General features: G+C 37.5%; 16 protein-coding genes and 1 pseudogene. 13 read left to right on the top strand and 4 right to left on the bottom strand.

Annotated features, from left to right (window positions below; genetic code table 11):
* Positions 1-138 precede the first annotated feature (138 nt).
* Positions 139-408, top strand: a pseudogene (locus QUF94_RS23045) (tyrosine-type recombinase/integrase); the annotation flags it as partial.
* 37 nt (positions 409-445) lie between these two features.
* Here the strand turns inward: QUF94_RS23045 and QUF94_RS23040 are convergent.
* The gene (locus tag QUF94_RS23040; RefSeq protein WP_289317894.1) at positions 446-673 is read right to left on the bottom strand and encodes a helix-turn-helix transcriptional regulator; all 228 of its coding nucleotides are present in this window, start codon (positions 671-673) and stop codon (positions 446-448) included.
* A gap of 294 nt (positions 674-967) precedes the next feature.
* Between QUF94_RS23040 and QUF94_RS23035 the strand changes: the two genes are divergently transcribed.
* The 6 genes from QUF94_RS23035 (at position 968) to QUF94_RS23010 (ending at position 3131) form a co-directional block, all read left to right on the top strand.
* Positions 968-1348: a hypothetical protein gene (locus tag QUF94_RS23035; RefSeq protein ID WP_289317893.1), complete on the top strand. Its 381-nt coding sequence runs from the start codon at positions 968-970 to the stop codon at positions 1346-1348.
* Between the two features lie 12 nt (positions 1349-1360).
* Positions 1361-1525, top strand: a complete 165-nt coding sequence (locus tag QUF94_RS23030) for a hypothetical protein (RefSeq protein WP_289317892.1) — start codon at positions 1361-1363, stop codon at positions 1523-1525.
* 24 nt (positions 1526-1549) lie between these two features.
* The gene (locus tag QUF94_RS23025; RefSeq protein WP_289317891.1) at positions 1550-1894 is read left to right on the top strand and encodes an FtsK/SpoIIIE domain-containing protein; all 345 of its coding nucleotides are present in this window, start codon (positions 1550-1552) and stop codon (positions 1892-1894) included.
* Between the two features lie 42 nt (positions 1895-1936).
* Positions 1937-2233, top strand: a complete 297-nt coding sequence (locus QUF94_RS23020; RefSeq protein ID WP_289317890.1) for a hypothetical protein — start codon at positions 1937-1939, stop codon at positions 2231-2233.
* A gap of 96 nt (positions 2234-2329) precedes the next feature.
* The gene (locus tag QUF94_RS23015) at positions 2330-2503 is read left to right on the top strand and encodes a hypothetical protein (protein WP_289317889.1); all 174 of its coding nucleotides are present in this window, start codon (positions 2330-2332) and stop codon (positions 2501-2503) included.
* A complete protein-coding gene (locus QUF94_RS23010; protein ID WP_289317888.1) occupies positions 2490-3131 on the top strand; it encodes a hypothetical protein in 642 nt (213 codons plus the stop codon). The genes QUF94_RS23015 and QUF94_RS23010 overlap by 14 nt, the downstream gene beginning before the upstream one ends.
* Positions 3132-3370: 239 nt before the next feature.
* Here the strand turns inward: QUF94_RS23010 and QUF94_RS23005 are convergent, their stop codons facing one another.
* Both QUF94_RS23005 and QUF94_RS23000 read right to left on the bottom strand, forming a co-directional pair.
* Positions 3371-3637, bottom strand: a complete 267-nt coding sequence (locus QUF94_RS23005; protein WP_289317887.1) for a hypothetical protein — start codon at positions 3635-3637, stop codon at positions 3371-3373.
* Between the two features lie 434 nt (positions 3638-4071).
* Positions 4072-4587, bottom strand: coding sequence for a DUF6241 domain-containing protein (locus QUF94_RS23000; RefSeq protein WP_289317886.1), 516 nt, complete (start codon positions 4585-4587; stop codon positions 4072-4074).
* An 849-nt stretch (positions 4588-5436) separates the two neighbouring features.
* Between QUF94_RS23000 and QUF94_RS22995 the strand changes: the two genes are divergently transcribed.
* Complete coding sequence (locus QUF94_RS22995) at positions 5437-5649, top strand: hypothetical protein (RefSeq protein WP_289317885.1); 213 nt, start codon at positions 5437-5439, stop codon at positions 5647-5649.
* Positions 5650-6553: 904 nt separating this feature from the next.
* Here the strand turns inward: QUF94_RS22995 and QUF94_RS22990 are convergent.
* Positions 6554-6844, bottom strand: a complete 291-nt coding sequence (locus tag QUF94_RS22990) for a hypothetical protein (RefSeq protein WP_289317884.1) — start codon at positions 6842-6844, stop codon at positions 6554-6556.
* Positions 6845-7466: 622 nt separating this feature from the next.
* Here QUF94_RS22990 and QUF94_RS22985 point away from each other — a divergent pair.
* The 5 genes from QUF94_RS22985 to glsA all read left to right on the top strand — a co-directional run bounded on the left by QUF94_RS22985 (position 7467) and on the right by glsA (position 12307).
* A complete protein-coding gene (locus tag QUF94_RS22985; RefSeq protein WP_289317883.1) occupies positions 7467-7760 on the top strand; it encodes a hypothetical protein in 294 nt (97 codons plus the stop codon).
* A 960-nt stretch (positions 7761-8720) separates the two neighbouring features.
* On the top strand, positions 8721-9572 hold the full coding sequence (locus tag QUF94_RS22980) for a S8 family serine peptidase (RefSeq protein WP_289317882.1): 852 nt from the start codon (positions 8721-8723) through the stop codon (positions 9570-9572).
* Between the two features lie 12 nt (positions 9573-9584).
* Positions 9585-10445: a hypothetical protein gene (locus QUF94_RS22975; protein ID WP_289317881.1), complete on the top strand. Its 861-nt coding sequence runs from the start codon at positions 9585-9587 to the stop codon at positions 10443-10445.
* A gap of 43 nt (positions 10446-10488) precedes the next feature.
* Positions 10489-10944, top strand: a complete 456-nt coding sequence (locus tag QUF94_RS22970) for a stage III sporulation protein AH (protein ID WP_289317880.1) — start codon at positions 10489-10491, stop codon at positions 10942-10944.
* Between the two features lie 412 nt (positions 10945-11356).
* Positions 11357-12307, top strand: a complete 951-nt coding sequence (gene glsA, locus QUF94_RS22965; RefSeq protein WP_289317879.1) for a glutaminase A — start codon at positions 11357-11359, stop codon at positions 12305-12307.
* Positions 12308-12372 lie beyond the last annotated feature (65 nt).

Here is a 12372-nt window from a genome sequence, read left to right as displayed (position 1 = left end):
AAGCTGTTCAGGTGGGATTGTATGAAACTTAAACATTATTCCATGTACCATAGGACACTTGGTATCACGTATAGCACACCAATCTTTTTGACCATTTAATTCCTTTAAATAAGTAGCACATTCCAGAGGCTTGACACGCCATTAACTAAGCGCCAGGTGCAATCTCGAATACATGACTACGATGAGCAGGCAGGCATAAAAGATGTACGATGTAGCCCGCATACTTTCCGACATACCTTTGCGAAGATGAGCGTTAAGAATGGAGCAGGGATATTCGAGTTGCAACAAATACTCGGACATACTACGTTCGATATGGTCCGTACTTACGTTAACCTTTTCGCAGATGATGTAAAGGAGCAACATCGTAAATTCTCTCCATTAAATACGTTAAAGAAACGAAACTATTAAGTAAGCGTCACCCTCGGGTGGCGTTTTTTTTTTTGCGTTATAAATCAAAAAAGTCATCGCTTCGTGCATCAGGATCAACTTGACGTATGGCTTTCATTATCTTCTTTATCGTCGGCACGGTAGGCTCACGTTTGTCGGCGCAAAGCTCCGAGATAGTGGTCCGGCTAACCTTCGATGTCTTTATCAGCCATTCCTGCGAAATTCCCCGATCATCTAGCCAGCGACCTAATTTCGAACGCGGCTTACCTCCGAATAATCCAAACATATTAATCTTCCTTTCATTCGTTTAGTAGGATCAGTTATGCCCGCCAATGAAACAAGTTATACTTACCGGCGGATAAAATTATTTACGCGGACAAGTAAACGTGGACAATCGGTACGACATAGGCTACTAACATGAAAGCAAAAGAGTTGTAAAACGGTAGCGTCATAATGTTGGTTGTTTTAATTTTCAATTCCGTAACAGATTCAACTAAGTTAGTTAAGTGGACTTATACGAGCAATAAGGCTGATGTAATAGGAATCCGGGAACCTGTTAGGAAGGACCGGAGGAAGAGAGTTGGGAGGGAGCGCGAGGGAGGGTGGGAACTATTCAGACAATAAAAAAACGGAGTTGAGCGAATTATTTAGAAAACAGCAGATAGAAGTAATCGACTTCAAAACATTCATTGCGGGGACAAACCGGAAGCCGAATCGCCTCAATACGAGCATATACGGTTTCATGCCGTCCATAACGATTAGTAGCTTTTTATCGCCAGATGTAGCCGGCATATATGCGGTCTTATTAGGCGTATTTGCCCTCGGAATATCGCATTGCTTGGAGTCGTTCGCAGCCAGTTCGGGCCGGGAGGAGCTTGCTTGGGCTATCGAAACGGTGACGAGGTTAGCGTTTACGATTGGCGGATTCAGTTCCATCGGATGGTTTCTATTATCACTATAAGGGGGCGGAATAATGATACGGGAATTTCTTTATAAATCGAAGGCTAAAGCCGAATTAATCAAGGCGTTTCGGAGTGCTGGGCTGCATAAGACGTATAAAAGTAAAGGCGGAACTGAGCGCACCATATTTCCGCAAATACACGATATACAGCTCGACAAAGAAAATAAGAAGCTCTGATACACGTTTACTTTACTTAACGGAATGGATCCGAAGGAAGTAAAAAAGAAGGAGTTCGTTTTTCGCCAGCACTTCGGCCGGAGCATCGAACTTGAAGGTGATTTAAAGAAATACGTTTTTACCATTTACGCGACTTCCATACCGAAGGAATTGCCGTACAAAGTCGAAGGGGTACGCGAAGCTGTTTCGCCTTTTACCCTCGGGATTATTTGCGGTAAGGACCGAAACGGGCAGTATAACGCGTTCGACTTATTAAAGCAGCCGCACATCTTGATTGCTGGCGAAACTGGATCCGGTAAATCCACTCAGTTACGTTCTATATTAACGACGCTTATCCTCACTAAAAAACCTTCGGAACTAAAGCTATAACTCGGCGATTGTAAGAAATCTGAGTTCCATATTTTCCGCAAAGTGGAGCACGTCCTGGATATCGGGAAAATGTTACGCGGTATTAAAAAGGAGCTCGACGAATGGAGCGAATTGACGGAGATATTCGAAGTTGGCTACGTCGACGACCTTCCGACCGAGCACCGCAGACCTTACTTAGCCGTCTGTCTTGACGAGTTTGTAATGCTTCGGAAGGATGAGGCGATAATGGATATCCATACGGAATTAGTGACGATCGGGAGAACGTTGGGTGTCTTTGCCATCCTTTCGATGCAACGTCCAAATGCGAAAGTCTCGATACCACTATTCGCGCGAATCTGACCGTCAGTATGGGTTTTAAACTACGCGATGTTATCGAATCACGGATCGTAAATACGCCGGGAGCGGAGGCCATCGAAACCGAGTGGCCGATTAATAATGAACAGCGACAAAATTTACGAGCTGCAGGCGCCGTATATTACGATTAAAAAGGGGAAAGAACTTCTTAATCCGTTCGTGGTGTCGAAGGGTCCCGTAAAGGAAGTTACGCCAGAGGAACCGGCTATAAAGGAATTGACGGAGAAGGACGTGTTTAACGATGTCACTGACTAACCGTGATAAGCAAATAATAAAAGCGCTCGATAAATTCCGTGTGATGGACTGTGATAGTGTCTCGGAGCTATTCTTCGCAGGCTTAAAGAACCCGAAATACGCGGCGAATAACGTCTTGCTGCGGTTACTTAGGGACCAAAAAATACAAAGGTCGACCGCCTTTATTCCGTATTGTTATTTTGGTCCTAATATTCAGATGAAAGCGCAAAGCCAGAAAATCGGACATTTCCTAGCGATATTAAACGTTTATAAAGAGATGCTGAAGCTTGGCGACCTGGACTCCTTTTTCACAGAACCCAAATACGGACGAAAATCCGATGGATGCTGTGAACCGGACATATATGCATACTTTCGAAAGACTCCGTTTTTTATCGAAGTACAGAAAACCGTTTATAGCGTAAAGCAGATGCAAGAAAAGCTCGAGCGTTATGTCCTGTTATACGAAAGTGGGATTATCGATAAACCGTTCCCTCACGTCCTTATACTTTCGGATCAGCGCTACGCAATCGACGAAAATTACCCCTTCAAAGTGTTTCAAAGCGAATCATTTACGGAGTTTGTAGCATCGCTGAAAAGTGCGCCAGTAAGTAAGCCGAGCGAACGCGGAGTACGAATCGTTGTTAAATAAAAGGCTTTGTTAAAGATTAATGTTGATTTTTTAACAAATAAAAGAGACCACCTATAAGTGGTCATCTTTAGTGCATCCTATGGAATTAACGCACCCGTTAGTTCATTAAGAAATTCAACAACACCTTTACGAGCTTCAAAAAAAAAATAGCCTCTACTCAAATCGAGTAAGGGCTATTCTTTTGTATTCATCCTGCACAACAAAAAAACCATCTGATGAAGAATATACACAATGATAATTTACTTTATTCTCACCCCTCTTTTTGTTAATACATTTGTTAATTTGTCAATTTGCTGTTGCATTTTTTCAAGCTTCTCATCTAATTCTTTTTGATCTTGTTTTTCTTTTTCTGTATCAATGATTGCCTCATCCATAGCAGTTAAAACTGCTATGGCTGCAATACCGTCTGCAATAGTGGTAAGAATAGCAGCTGTTAGACCAAGTCTGAGACTAGGACTTATTGGCGATTGTTCATTTTGTTCTGACTTTGAATAGGTGTTATTCATGCAATTGCCCCCCTCATTCGACAATGTTAGAAAAGTTAAAATTAAAACTTATGTTCAAGGGTTAGTGGTAATACATTTTCTTGCAATATTGCTTACCTTGAATAGGTATAGTCATTTTTAATAAAAAACCCCGGCCCAAAATCCCCACAATCGCCAATAAAAGGAGCCAATTACTCCTAATAAGTTTTAAGGGGTTACTTACATTTAAGTTATGTTCCACATAGGTAAATGACACAGTTTTTTTAAGAGTAGCTTTGCACTACTCTAAGAGCTAAATAAAAAAGAGGATAGCCGTCATTGGCCGTCCTCTTCTTTGTGTTCATCTATTTGGCTGTACTAAAAATCCGCGAATCAAATTTTTACTTTGGGGGTTGGCGAAAATAGTCCCTATTGTTTTGATTAATAAAATACTCGATGGGCTCGATTTTTAATGACTATTGAAAGTTTTCTTTTACAAATTCTGCTTCTTGTTCAGGAGTAAGAACTCCGGTAGCTTTACCAACATTTCCATTTTGAGCACCCCAAAGGTAATTGTGGTCCTCCACTATATTGTCGAAGTTTCCTTCTTTCCAGTTTCCTGCGATTCTCAGCAATTCTCTTTTAAGTGTGAAGCCGATGTCACTGTCTTTAATAAATTCATAAACTGCATTGATGTTTTTAGGAGTCATCTCAAGGTTGTACCATTTTTCTTCAGAAACTACTTTTTGATGAGTCATACTATGCATAGTTTTCATAACGTCTTCTGCAGTTGAAGCTGGGCCAAGACCTAGTTCATATAGAACTTGTTCATTTTCTGAAGTTTGTTCTTCCAAATCTTTATCTTTCTTAATTTTCCCCGTAACATCCATAACAGCAATATCGGTATTTGGTTCATTATGCGTTGCTTCATACTTTTTAGCATTCTGCTGTATTGTTATTACCACTGCAAGAACTGCTGCAGCAACTATCATTGAAACCCATTGACCATCTAAATTTATTCATGATAAGTTCCTCCGAGTCATAGTTCGATTATTCACTCATTTCAGTTGCATCCTTTTATGGATAAGCTAACCATTATGATATTAACATAAAATATTAATAAATAATCTTAAACTATTAAGTAACCATATATAGAAATATAATTTTTTATTGAAACCAATACAGAGTATCCTGAGACTACTGTTGACTATATGAACAGGCGATACGTCCGTGTAAGTAGAAAAAGCGACCGCAATTCAATTGGTCGCCTTTCTTCTATTATATAGTGCGACGACACTCGTTTGCATATTTCGACATTTCCCAGTATACTATCGTTAATCTGATACAGTCGTACGCGACGGTTGAATCCGTCTGATTTGCCGAACAATCTAACGCCAATGGTGACGGCGTTTTAACGGATATATTTAACGTGGATACTTTCCGCACGACTCAAAATCGTGTTCCTCTGGAGTGCCGGTTCGACCTCGGCCACCGGTATCTTAGAACGGCGATATAAAGCGGTTTTCCTTAATTGGAAAGCCGTTTTTTCGTGTTTTCACGGATTTTTAGTCGTGCATGTTAAATCAGAATGTTTTGATTTTCGACCAAAAAAACGCCCACTGAAAGGGCAGTTGTTTGAACTAACGTTACCTGTTAGCAGAACAAAGTGCCGATTGATCTCCGTGGCAACCTCCCGGTGTAGTTTATTCGATAAGAGTCTAGCGACTCTCCCATTGCTCTAAAATGGAAAATATTTCCTGGAAATTTATTAATAAAAAAGCCGCGACAACTTCATGTACAACTGAATAATTTAATTTATGACATCAAAAGGAGGTGGTTGTATGAGTAAAAAACTGCCAGATGTAGTCATTATAGTTAGAGATGAAAAGAACTTTGAGAATATTGCTAAATTTGAAATAATCGGAAGCGCATCCCCGTGCAGAAAGTTCCTACGGGTAGGTGCTCCTATAAGTGATGTTGTATTATGTATGGTTAGGAATGGGTTTGTAAACGCTCAGGCTGAAAATGCTGTTATATTTTTCCGTCCTAGGTAATTTCTGACTTTGACTTAATGTTATCCTCTTCAGGTAGACTGTAAAAAAAGTGGACAAGTTATGATGTTCATAATAGTCGACTTGGAAGGGAGTTTTTTATGGCTATGTTAAATGTTAATGTTGATTTTTTAATAATAATAGGAGAAACCAAGAGGTATATGGGCTTCCCTTATACTTAATTGATATTTTTAATAATGCAGAACAAACAAAAGAAAAAGACGCTTCCCACGAGAACGGCGTCTTATTTTTGTTTATTCTTATTATTGAATTTCTAAATACTAGTGTTCGGGAGGGTGCTATTCTATCATTTCCCGAATATCCGTCCATTCAAAGCTACATAGGAAAACAATAACTTACAAACGTTCAAGCGGTGAACACGTTGAAAATGAATCTTACGAATACAACCGAATAGTGTGATGTCATTCACGCTTTATATTGTCGATATATCAACGGATAAGGGTTCGTTTCCATTTCGAAATTGCCCGAAGCACGACTCAAAATCGTGTTCCTCTGGAGTGCCGGTTAGACCCCGGCCACCGGTATCACCAATAGCGAAGGATCGCTATTACATCAAGCTTCACACTGTGTGAAGCTTTTTTGTGTTTATCAGCACTATAAAATATGTACAAATAATTTGAATAGTGGTAGTTGTGCAATGAATATGCAGGAAAGTGGATTAAAAGTAACGACCATTAATTCAAGACTGCGAGTGATAAGGAGTTTCTTTTATTTTCTCCACAGATCAAAAACATAAAAATGATCCAATGGTGAATGTAAATTTATTTGCCACAGATATTGCAGAGAGTCATAAAAGATATAGTTTAAAGAACCGTTGCTCTTACGAAAAAAAAAACGAATGGGTCAAAGAGCACTAACTCTACCATTCGTTCCGAAAACAATGATTTCAGATTTCAATATTCATAGCAGTTAGCTCTGCTTCCGTATAGCCAGCAGAGGAAAGTGCAATTTCAATTTCTTCAGCAGCCTTATAATCAAATAATTTAAATTTAGACATTAATGCGAAAGCATTTTGATTTTCAATTGCCAGAGCAACAGCTTCCACGTCTTGTAGTAACTTCAGGTCTTCAATGTAGAATTGAGCGGTCCTCATCGCTAAATACTCATTCAGTGTAGTTGAACTGTAGAAGAGTCTTGTTAAAGTAGCGATTGCGTTAGGAACGAAAATCTTATTCATAATTATCCCTCCATTATTCTCAATATTCTGTCATTTAAGTCACTATAAGTATGAGTCACGATTAAAATGTTGTCAATCTTTATCTTTTGAGCAATTTTACTCACTAGATGAAAGTACATCTGTACTCAAATTGGGTAAATAGAAAATAGGCGACATTACCAAAGGTAAAAAACATTTCACCGATGAGTACGAAGTAAGCAAATGTATGTTGCTGAGTTTACGAAGCGAATCAAATTACATGAGACATGTTGATTCAAGCTCGATTGCTCGGCTACATACAAAAAACGACCTGAAGGCAAGGGTCTCAGGCTCGATCATAACAAGTTGGATAGAAGAGATACATATTATTCACTTCCTTCCAATTACTTTATTTTACAAATGGGAATGGTCGACCATGGGCCAAAAGTTTGGCAAGGCATGAGTAAAGAAGAATACCAATAAATAAAATATTTAGAGGAGCATAAATACTAAAAAAGACAACTCGATTTTGAGCTGTCTTTTTTTAAAAATCGAGAAAAAAGCCAGTGCCACAAGTGACACGATTAAGCCGAATGTTTTAGATTTCTTTATAAATTCTTTCATTGATGAGATCCTTTCTGTGTTCGGTAATTTCAAAGAGCTTATGATACAACAAATCCTTAGTAACTGTGAAGAAGTCGGGCTTCCACATTACGCAGCTCTCCAGATGAAACACTATCAGCCACAATTATCTGCAAGGTTCTCGTTGCTGTCATTCGTTTGTCTGGATGCTTCAATTGTAGATGCTGTTGTATCGATCGGAAAAGTTCATTATTTTCTGGCCGGTTGGCGTTATAGATTTCTTGTAAACTCTTCGCTTTTTCCATGGCTTTTCCTACTTTCCATCAAGTGTGAAATACATATGAAGGCTTATGCGCTAATATATATTTCCGTATAAGCGCTTCTAATTCCTTCTTTTTTAAATTAAATCTTCTTTAAAGAACAGTGAAGTTGCTCCGATTTTTTACAAGGCGTGATTTTCCTCGTTTTCATCAAACTATGAGGACGAGCTCTGCCTAAATTGGCGGGGGGATGGTTGATATTGGGTTTGTATATCTAACTTTAACCATTTTAAATGAAAACGCCCCATTTAAACGTACTGACACGACTTTTTAATAACCTTCATAAGGGTTTATGTATCGAATGTGTTAAAACGCATTAGAACATAATAGCGCCAGCGGCATTTCTAACGGAAAATACTAATATGCTGCGTGACTTAGATACGGATTATACCGACAACAAAAGCTGATAATAAACGAGTTACAATCCGGAAAATTCGACCAACGGATTTGCTGTGTGATGGAATAAAACTATGTGGGAAAGATTACGAAGTGGAGCGCTTAAAGATGTCGGAAATAATTGCGTTGTTCATGCAATGAAATGAATAAAACGATTAAAGCAACTCGCATGCCAACAAAGACATACTCGTGTGTATACGGAAGGGGCAGTCGGAGTATCCCCGTATTACCCCAAGCGTATCCGCCTAAATCCTCTCTTCTGCTGTACTAAAAATCCGGAATCAAATTTTTACTGCTGGCGAAAATAGGCTCTATTGTTTTGATTAATAAAATACTCGATGGGCTCGATTTTTATAGTTTAGAAAAAGTCATAAATTCAGAAATTAATATTGGTTCATGATGCATAAGTCACGTTTTCTCCAGTTTTATGACTTATTATTGATGTGTTTTGATTCATAAAAGAAATTTAGTAAAAATAAATAAATGGTAAACTACGAATTATTCAATCTTTTTGATATCTCAAAGTTAAATAATAAAATTGTATGCTGATTAATTAATCTGATTATTAAGAGAGGTGGTTGGAACGTAGATAAATGCAGTTGTTGATTTGAGGTGTAATCATGAAAAAATCTATTTATTACTTGATGATTATGTTTTTTTTATCAGCATGCGATTCTAGTAATGAAGAAATTAAGATGAAATTTAATGAAGTGGAATGTCAAAAAAACTGGGCAATGTGTTTAGTATTTCCTGATAAAGAATATACAATTAATAGATTGGATAAACCTAAAAAGGTTGCAATTTTAGACAGCGGTATTAATGATAAACACCCTGCATTAAGAGGACAAATTGTTGCAAAATATAACGTAATCAATAAAAGTAAAGATACAAAAGATATATATGGTCATGGAACTTCAATTGCAGGCATAATTTCAGCAAAGCAAAATGATGAAACTGTGCAAGGAATTAACCCTTTAATAGAAATATACGATGTAAAAGTAATTGATGATCAAGGAGGGGGAGAAGTTTCTCATGTTATAGAAGGAATCAAATGGAGTATGGATAAAAAGGTAGATTTAATTAATATTAGTTTTGGATTTAAGCAAGATGTTCCTGAGTTGAGAAAAGTAGTTGATGAAGCCATAGAAAGAGGGATAATTATTATAGCTTCTGCAGGAAATAATTATGGACTAAACTTAGATTTTCCTGCCAGATATGAAAATGTTATCTCAGTTGGTAGTATAAATAAAAAATTAGAGTCTAGTTCATTTAATTCGATTGGGGAGATTGATATATTTGCACCAGGTGAAGGAATACTTGTATTTCAAAATGATAATAAGGCTGTTTTAGAAGATGGGTCGTCACTAGCAACGGCCTATGTTACTGGAGTTTTATCACTCAATTCAATATTAAAACATAACAAACAAATCAAAAAAGAAAATAGAATTAATGTTATCACCTATTATAGATAGGAGGATTTAGTAATGAATACAAATAAAAAAAAGAGTATGATAATTTTGTTTATTACAAGTTTAATTTTTTCTCTAATAGTACCTTATAATAATGTATACGGAGCTACGCAAAAAGAATCAATTACGTCTACTGAATTATATGAGGAACTGTTACTAGATGAAAATATTGATTTGGTTAATATTGATTATTCCGCGGATAATGTTGGTATAGAGGTTTCAGTGGATAGTGAAGTTGGGGAGATTAAGGACACAACGGTAGCAATTGATATTGATCCGGGGAATGATCAATTAAGTGTTGTTAGTGAAAATAGTGAAAATGAAATAGAAGAATATAAAGTCGTAATTGAAAAATTAGATGAGTACGGAATGCAAGCGACATATACGTCCATGGAAACTGGAGAGATATTTATTTATGATTCTTCTGTTGCTACACCAACTGTTCTGTTTGCTATACCTTGGGGAATAACATTATCTGCAAAAGCTATCTCAGTTTTATATGCTGCAGGTGCTGTACTCTTAGTAGGAACTGTTGCATATATTGAAGTTAATAATTTTATTAATAAAGAGAAAAAAAGATATAATCATTATGTTGCTACAGTAGATAAAAAATCTAAAAAGTTATTTATTGGATCAGGTCTTAGTAAAACCAGTGCAGTTAATAGACTAAAGAGTAAGAATAATACTTGGTCAACTTCTAAAACTAATGCACAGACAATCGCTAAAGAAGCAAGTCCAATTAAGAAAGTGACAGCTGCAGAAGTTTCAAATGGAAAGAACATGGTTTGGCACTATCATCCACTCTCTGGATACGACAGAAATGGTAAAGGTATTCGGATTGAGGGTGCACATGCGTTCTATGGCAGTGCAAAATAATCTCGTATTGTAATATGCTTGATATATAAATAGGGGGGACAAGATGTTAAGCGTTGAAAGGGATCCAAAAAATAGCGTTTATCAGGAACTAATTGATTTATGTTTTGAAGTATGTGATGAATTTCATCTAGTTATTAGAACCGATATGGGTGCAATAAAAGACTTAGAGGAAATCATAAATATGTTCAAAGCATCATTAAAAGAAATGAGAAGCGAATCAACATGGGCTAGTACAACTCTTGGTGATAATCAAACTGCAAATGTTTATTATTTTTATGCTGATGGGAATGCAAAATCAATAATAAAAATGATTGCAAAATCTCTTTTTCAGTGGGAAATGCCTAATTTGCCTGAGGACTTGTCATTTTTTAAACAAGGAAAGGTCTGGCTGGCTACTTCTTCGCATGAAAAACAATGCTTCATTTTCCCTGAGAATGAAACCGAAGCTTCAAAAATTATGGGTATTGAAGGTTTAAGAGTTGAAGAATTGGATGATTAACCAATGCTATGTCTTTGAATATATACACATAACAAAAAAAGATGAACCTTATTTGATTCCACCGGAGCATTAAAATCAAGATCTCAACGATAGTGTGAGGTCTTTTTTCTTTATCTTAAACATGACGAAAATAATTCAGAACCGTGTGCCTTTATATTAGGGAAGTATGGTAAGACGTGGTGACCTTACAAAGGATGAATTAAAATCAGTAAACGAAAATGATAGATGAAGAAAGCATTTGAATATTTCTTTAGAGAAAGTTATTTAAGAAATCTAAGGCCAAGGAAAGCAGCTCCTGTAACCTTACCTGCTTCGTAGTTTTTTAAATAATATCGATGAAATATGGTAATAAATAATAAAACCACTAGCTAAGAACACTTCACATGACAAATTTTCTAAGGGGCGGCAAATTGTGAACAATAAGGGATGTCAATGCAGGTCCAATGAAGAATTACAGCAACTGGTTGATGAGGCAAAAAAATATACAAATAAGGGAATAGTGGCAGACTATATACCGGCTCTTGAAAAGGCTAACCCTGGGGATTTATCGGTTGCTATTTACTATCCTGACGGAAAAGGATATTGTGCGGGGGATGTAAGTGGTAAAATGACCCTGCAAAGCATATCGAAAGTTTTGACACTTGCTCTGGTATTAATGGAAAAAGGGGAGGAATATGTCTTTTCCTATATAGGAAAAGAACCCACCGGCGACCCATTTAATTCGATTGCCAAGTTAGAGACAAACAAGCCATCCAAGCCGTTAAACCCGATGATCAATGCAGGAGCATTGACTGTGACCCACATGGTTGCAGGTGACAGTGTAAATGAGCGATTTCAGCGTATTTTACATTTTATCCGGGAGTTGACGCAAAATCCTACTATCGGGTTTAATGAAGAAGTTGCCCGGTCAGAATACAATACAGCAGATTTAAATAGGTCGTTAAGCTATTTTTTAAAGCAGCATAATGTAATAAATGGGGATGTGGAGGACTTAATCGAATTGTATTCGAAGCAGTGTGCCATTGAAATGGACAGTCAGGATTTGGCGAGGATAGGCTGTGTGCTGGCCATGAATGGGAAAGATTTGCTGACGGGAAAGCAAATCATCCCCGGGGACGTTGCCCGTATTTGTAAGACATTCATGGTTACCTGCGGCATGTATAACGCATCAGGTGAATTTGCCATTAATGTTGGCATACCGGCTAAAAGCGGTGTGTCAGGAGGAATCATGGGGGCCGTACCGGGAAAATGTGGAATTGGGATTTATGGTGCAGCGCTGGATGAGAAGGGGAATAGCGTTGCCGGGATAAAAATCTTGGAAATGATGGCGAAAAAGTATTCCTTAAGTATGTTTAATCTGTAAACATTGACACTATTACCGATGAGTCGGATGATATTAATCAATTTATTTTTATACGAAAGTGTCTG

The organism is Peribacillus sp. NJ4 (genome assembly GCF_030348345.1).
Lineage (GTDB): Bacteria > Bacillota > Bacilli > Bacillales > DSM-1321 > Peribacillus.
The sequence above is the reverse complement of the archived record's forward strand: the minus strand, read 5'-3'. Positions and strand labels throughout refer to the sequence as shown.

Bases quoted from the DNA above. Each gene is read 5' to 3' on its own strand.
- QUF94_RS22980 (WP_289317882.1), top strand. From the start codon at position 8,721: ATGAAAAAATCTATTTATTACTTGATGATTATGTTTTTTTTATCAGCA.
- QUF94_RS22970 (WP_289317880.1), top strand. From the start codon at position 10,489: ATGTTAAGCGTTGAAAGGGATCCAAAAAATAGCGTTTATCAGGAACTA.
- QUF94_RS22995 (WP_289317885.1), top strand. From the start codon at position 5,437: ATGAGTAAAAAACTGCCAGATGTAGTCATTATAGTTAGAGATGAAAAG.
- QUF94_RS23005 (WP_289317887.1), bottom strand. From the start codon at position 3,637: ATGAATAACACCTATTCAAAGTCAGAACAAAATGAACAATCGCCAATA.
- QUF94_RS23040 (WP_289317894.1), bottom strand. From the start codon at position 673: ATGTTTGGATTATTCGGAGGTAAGCCGCGTTCGAAATTAGGTCGCTGG.
- QUF94_RS23010 (WP_289317888.1), top strand. From the start codon at position 2,490: ATGTCACTGACTAACCGTGATAAGCAAATAATAAAAGCGCTCGATAAA.
- QUF94_RS22975 (WP_289317881.1), top strand. From the start codon at position 9,585: ATGAATACAAATAAAAAAAAGAGTATGATAATTTTGTTTATTACAAGT.
- QUF94_RS22990 (WP_289317884.1), bottom strand. From the start codon at position 6,844: ATGAATAAGATTTTCGTTCCTAACGCAATCGCTACTTTAACAAGACTC.
- QUF94_RS23015 (WP_289317889.1), top strand. From the start codon at position 2,330: ATGAACAGCGACAAAATTTACGAGCTGCAGGCGCCGTATATTACGATT.
- QUF94_RS22985 (WP_289317883.1), top strand. From the start codon at position 7,467: ATGATACAACAAATCCTTAGTAACTGTGAAGAAGTCGGGCTTCCACAT.
- QUF94_RS23000 (WP_289317886.1), bottom strand. From the start codon at position 4,587: ATGATAGTTGCTGCAGCAGTTCTTGCAGTGGTAATAACAATACAGCAG.
- QUF94_RS23025 (WP_289317891.1), top strand. From the start codon at position 1,550: ATGGATCCGAAGGAAGTAAAAAAGAAGGAGTTCGTTTTTCGCCAGCAC.
- QUF94_RS23030 (WP_289317892.1), top strand. From the start codon at position 1,361: ATGATACGGGAATTTCTTTATAAATCGAAGGCTAAAGCCGAATTAATC.